This is a genomic window from Gracilibacillus boraciitolerans JCM 21714 (assembly GCF_000521485.1).
Taxonomy (GTDB): domain Bacteria; phylum Bacillota; class Bacilli; order Bacillales; family Amphibacillaceae; genus Gracilibacillus; species Gracilibacillus boraciitolerans.
On sequence record NZ_BAVS01000062.1, the window covers coordinates 1 to 5,421 of the forward strand.

Annotated in this window: 8 protein-coding genes; all 8 read left to right on the forward strand. The window is 33.2% G+C overall.

Features of this window, described 5'->3' with window-relative positions; all coding sequences use genetic code 11:
• Positions 1-51 precede the first annotated feature (51 nt).
• Positions 52-735, forward strand: a complete 684-nt coding sequence (locus JCM21714_RS18915; protein WP_052000885.1) for an ATP-binding cassette domain-containing protein — start codon at positions 52-54, stop codon at positions 733-735.
• Positions 736-785: 50 nt separating this feature from the next.
• A complete protein-coding gene (locus tag JCM21714_RS17390) occupies positions 786-1,205 on the forward strand; it encodes a stage II sporulation protein M (RefSeq protein WP_158413560.1) in 420 nt (139 codons plus the stop codon).
• 15 nt (positions 1,206-1,220) lie between these two features.
• Positions 1,221-1,790 (forward strand): hypothetical protein, encoded by a 570-nt coding sequence (locus JCM21714_RS17395; protein ID WP_035726349.1) that lies wholly within the window; start codon positions 1,221-1,223, stop codon positions 1,788-1,790.
• Positions 1,791-2,004: 214 nt separating this feature from the next.
• Positions 2,005-2,802 carry an efflux RND transporter periplasmic adaptor subunit gene (locus JCM21714_RS17400; protein ID WP_052000886.1) on the forward strand — a complete coding sequence of 266 codons (798 nt, stop codon included), beginning with the start codon at positions 2,005-2,007 and terminating at the stop codon, positions 2,800-2,802.
• Positions 2,803-2,828: 26 nt separating this feature from the next.
• Entirely contained in the window at positions 2,829-3,116 is a 288-nt protein-coding gene (locus tag JCM21714_RS18920) for a permuted SH3 domain-containing protein (protein ID WP_052000887.1), read from the forward strand.
• Positions 3,113-3,454 carry an ABC transporter ATP-binding protein gene (locus JCM21714_RS24955; RefSeq protein ID WP_268748399.1) on the forward strand — a complete coding sequence of 114 codons (342 nt, stop codon included), beginning with the start codon at positions 3,113-3,115 and terminating at the stop codon, positions 3,452-3,454. The genes JCM21714_RS18920 and JCM21714_RS24955 overlap by 4 nt, the downstream gene beginning before the upstream one ends.
• Entirely contained in the window at positions 3,385-3,822 is a 438-nt protein-coding gene (locus JCM21714_RS24960; protein ID WP_268748401.1) for an ABC transporter ATP-binding protein, read from the forward strand. The genes JCM21714_RS24955 and JCM21714_RS24960 overlap by 70 nt, the downstream gene beginning before the upstream one ends.
• Positions 3,809-4,999, forward strand: coding sequence for an ABC transporter permease (locus tag JCM21714_RS17410; RefSeq protein WP_035726354.1), 1,191 nt, complete (start codon positions 3,809-3,811; stop codon positions 4,997-4,999). Before JCM21714_RS24960 ends, JCM21714_RS17410 begins: the two co-directional genes overlap by 14 nt.
• Positions 5,000-5,421 lie beyond the last annotated feature (422 nt).

Genomic DNA, 5,421 nt, shown 5'->3' on the forward strand with positions numbered 1-5,421 from the left:
TATTTATATATTTAGTTATTAAAATAATGATTAGAAGGTTTGATAATTATAATGTTAACAGTTAAGAATTTATCTAAACGATTTGAGGATACTATTGTTCTGGATGATCTAAGTTTTACTATACCAAGTCAATCAATTGTTGGTTTGACTGGGAAAAATGGAATTGGCAAAACGACGATGCTTAATATTTTAGGTGGGATCAGTAAGTACGAAGGCGATATATCTTTTGAAGATAATGAAATGAAATCGAATTTTAAAAAATATATTCAAAAAACTAGTTTAATTACGAATTTACCTTTTATGTATGAATTTCTAACAATGGATGAAATGATTGACTTAATCATTTCTTTATCAGGAGAAGCTTCTCAGGAAAAAGTGATGTTTAAAAGAAAAATGGTTGAACTACTAAACCTGGAGCCTTTTACATCGCAATTAATTAAAAACTTATCATTAGGTACAAAACAAAAGGTGCACTTTATTATCTCCTTCATTAACAGACCAAAGTTAATTTTAATTGATGAACCATTTGTCAACTTTGATGAAACAAGCTTAGAAAATGTCTTGGGTTTTTTAAAAAGCTATACGATAGATAGTGAATCAATAACCATTTTTTCAACACATTCGAAAGAAAAGTCGATTCAAGATATCATCACACATAACCTACATATAAAGAGTTCAAACGAAATTACATTAGAAGGGATAGAAGTAGCTTGCAATTTAAGAAAACCTTTCTGATTATTTTAATCATTTCGATGCTTTTATTTTTTCTAGGAATGTTTTTTCCAATGGATATTGGTAAGGATGAAGGTTCCGTTGAGATCTCATTTAATGAGCTGTTTTTCCATAATTTAAGAGCTCAATTCACATCGATATTACTTGGAATCATGACATTAGGAATATATTCTTTATTTTACATGTTCTTAAATTTCTTGCTATTAGGTATGGTTGTCACGACGTTAAACCAAACAGAATCACTAATTGATGTGGTTCAAACTATTATTTTTCATGGTTTTTTTGAAATTCCAGCAATGTTGTTATCGATAACACTAGGGATTTTCACACCTTGGAAAATAATACTAATGATAAAGAACAAGAATTTCAATTTTGATTCACTGCGTGTCATTTTTAGTATTAGTATTTTAATCGTTATCTTAACGATTATTGCAGCATTTATTGAGTCGTTAATTTCACAGAATATGCTTTAAGAAAGGGTGAATATGATGGTAGCAGTTACAAAAGACACTATATTACTCAAGCCAAGCTATAGCATACCGCTGTTAATCGTAGTCATTGTTTTATCTACCTACGTACAATTCGGAAATGTCTTAAATTTAGCTATTGATAATGAAATTGTGTCTCAAGATATTATGAGTACCGTTGAAAACAGCAAGGGGGGGCTACTATTTTTAATCTCATTTGTTTTTCAATTATTTATTATGTTTCCTTACTTAATATTGGAAACTATAACTGTTTATTTTGCAGCTTTTATGGCCTATAAACAGCGGTGGGAACTGCGAACATTTTTCTTTACAAGTGTAGAAGCTACAATAGTAACAATGACATTAAACTTAATTTTATCTTTCACAATACTATCCTTGTTCGATAATTTTAATTTACAAGATCTGATTATAATTTATCTAGTAATAAACCTTTTAAAACCAATACTAGTATATTATTTATTGACTTATAAAAAGATCTTACATTTTAAATTATCTGGATTGTTAATGATTTATGTTTTTACATTTATAGTAATATTTTCTCCAGGATTAATATTCTTAGTCCTGTTATAGATTAAAATTAAAACTAACAGAGAGGAATGTTTTAAATGAAGATGACTAAAGATTTTATATTTTCGGTGATTATTTTTGGAGTTATTTTAATTTTGGTAATCATGACTTTCCTTATCTTATAAAAACCACAAATTCAAAAAATAGAGGGCTATATGAGAAGATGAAAGGATTGATTGTTATGGTCAAAGACACTTGTTTGGCAGGTGAAGTATAGGTGAAAAAAAGATGGGTCGCAGTAGGGATTATAATCATATTCATCATAGGATTAATTGGTATCAATATATGGAGTGAATCTACAGGAGCAAATACAGTTGTAGAAGTAACAAATATAAAACAAGAAACAATCACAGAAGTGGTACTGACTTCAGGAAGATTAAGTACGGTAGATGAACAATCAATATATGTATCCCCAGAGAATGGAGATATAGCTGAAATATTCGTCAAAGAAGGTGACGAAGTGGAACAAGGTACTACACTTTTTAAGTATGAAAATGATCAGCTTGAACTTGAAAAAAAGCAAAATGATCTGAACCTTCGTTCCTTGTACCTACAACTCGATTATCTTAAAGAACAACTTAAAGAGTTAGATAAAAAGTTAAAAAATGATGAGGGTAATGAAATAATACAAGATGAATATGATCAACTAAAACTCGAACAACAAAGGGCAAATATAGAAGCTGAGCTAGTTCTTCTTCAACAAGAAGCTAATGAAAATAAAATTGCTGATCTTGAAGTGAAAAGTGAAATTTCAGGTAGGGTTATGGAAATAAATAATCCAACAATATCAAGCTCAAGCCAAATTGAGCAACAGCCACTTATTACGATTGTTTCAATGGAGAAACTCAAAGTTGAGGGCACATTATCTGAATATGACATATTAAAAGTAAAAGAAGGACAGACTGCTACATTGACTTCTGATGCAGTGCCAGAAAGTTCTTGGGGGGGAGGAAAAATAAATTATATATCAGCTTTGCCAGTCGAAGAGATAGTCAAGCGATTGATGGTGAGATAGGTAGTGTTCAATACCCTATTGAAATCGTGTTACAAGATCAGAATATAAGTATAAAACCTGGATTTCAGGTTCTAATTGAAATTATCACGAATGAATATGAAGCAATGACGCTTCCACTTACCGCAGTAAAGCAAGAGGATGATTCTAATTACGTTTATGTTGTCAAAGATGGCCTATCAAGACGTCACGAAATAAAGGTTGGATCAGTTTCGAATCAATTCATTGAGATTACAGAAGGACTTGCAGAAACAGATCAAGTTATTACTAAGTTAAACGAAAGCATAGTAGATGGGATGGAAGTGAATATTCAGTGATTCGTTTTCGATCTATTGAGAAAAGCTACAGTCTTGGAAAAGAACAAGTAGATGTTCTTAAGGGAATTGATTTACATATATCTAGAGGTGAATTTACTGCAATTATGGGTCCATCCGGTTCAGGGAAATCAACAATTATGAATATTATTGGTTGTCTTGATCGACAGACGGGAGGAGAATACTTGTTCAATGATAAGTTGGTATCCGAATATGATGACATGAATATGGCCAAAATAAGAAACCGTTCGATCGGATTCGTATTCCAACAATTCCACTTACTTCCACATTTAGACACACGAAGAAATGTAGAACTTCCAATGATTTATGGGGGGGATTGAAAAAAAAAGAACGTGAAAAGCGTGCACTAGAAGCACTTGATAAAGTAGGCTTGTCCGATCGCAAGAGTTTTTTCCCAAATGAATTGTCTGGCGGACAAAAGCAGCGTGTCGCAATCGCTAGAGCAATCGTCAACCAACCTGATCTTATTTTAGCTGACGAACCAACAGGCGCACTTGATTCAAAAACAAGTGAGCAAATCATGGAGTTGTTCTCGATGTTGAATCAAGAAGGGACAACCATTGCTATTGTTACACATGAACCTGAAGTAGCAAAATATACAGATAGAATAGTGTTTGTCCGAGACGGTTTGATTGTTAAAGATGATTATCCTTCAGCAAAGAAGGGCGAGTATAATGAGTTTAATTGAAAATATCAAAATGGCGATTTCTTCGCTTTTATCTCATAAATTACGTTCCATTTTAACTATGCTGGGTATTATCATTGGAGTAGGTTCTGTTATTGCCATTGTTGCTATTGCACAGGGCGGAGAAGAAATGCTCAAATCGCAAATTTCCGGTCCTGGTAACACAATAGAATTACTCTATATGCCTCCTGAAGAAGAATTGGGAAATTTGGAATCAGTGCTAATGTCACCTTTTTCTCAAGAGGATATTAATATTATTGAATCTCTTCCTGAAGTAGCAAATGTCGTTGCGACGAGTTCGAGGTTTGGGAATATTCGACACAAAGAGGATACAGTTGATGCTTCCATTACTGGAATTACTCAGACTTATATAGAAGTTATTGGACTTGAAGTGGCAAGTGGAAGAAATATTTTATCCACAGATTTCTTAGGTGCACAACGTACAGCAATCATAAGTAGCTCATTGCAAGAAGAACTTTTTAACGGTGAAGATCTATTAGGTGAGATTATTTTTGTAAATTCACATCCAATCGAAATTGTAGGCGTACTAGATAAACCAACTGGATTTCTTAATGGTGGCATTAATGAAATATATATTCCACTAAATACATGGCGTAACATATTTGGAAGCAACAATTATAGTCAAGTGACAATCCAAGCGAATAATTCTGAGGACTTACAAAATGCTGGAATAAAGGCAGCGGATCAACTTAATCAATTGCATCGCACAGAAGAGTCTTATCAAATCATTAATATGGAAGAAATGGCTACTGGTATTGGACAAGTTACAAACGTTATGACTATCCTTATTGGAAGTATTGCGGCAATATCACTATTTGTAGGTGGCATAGGCGTGATGAATATTATGCTTGTTTCTGTGACTGAACGCACTCGTGAAATTGGAGTCCGCATGTCATTAGGTGCTACTAGAGTACAGATTCAAATACAGTTTCTAATCGAAGCGATAACACTTACATTAATTGGTGGAGCAATTGGTATTTTTATAGGAAGTGGGTCAGCAGCAATCGTTTCTTATTTTACCGGTTGGCCTTCGCTTATATCGTGGCATGCAGTTTTTGGTGGTTTATTGTTTTCTGTTGTGATAGGAGTCATTTTTGGTGTTTTACCAGCGAATAAAGCATCAGGGCTTGATCCAATTGAATGTTTGAGGCACGAATAGGTTCTGAGAGTCTTTATAAGTTAATAGATAGTATTAGTAAATAATCTTCTTTCACAATTCAACCTTTGTTAGGTTATACACCGGTTGCTTCTGTGGCTTTTTGATTGAAAGTTCTCTTGAATCACACATCTTTAATGCTAGATTTAATTCTTTTGAATTAAACTACGGCCGATCACTATTTCTTTCCCCCCCTTGAGCTGGAGTGATCAAACCTTGCAATAGTCCTTATCCTTGTGAGATTCCTTGCAAATTAAGCCACAGACGCAATGATATTAAAAACAAATCGCCTTGTAGCTCTTAACTATATCTTAGATCACGGATACCGATAAAAAGTGCCCCCCCTATCTGGGGGTTCTTTGTGTTTCAATAGATTTAATCATAGTCGGCGGTAGATTAATATAAGTAAGAATATTTATAATGAG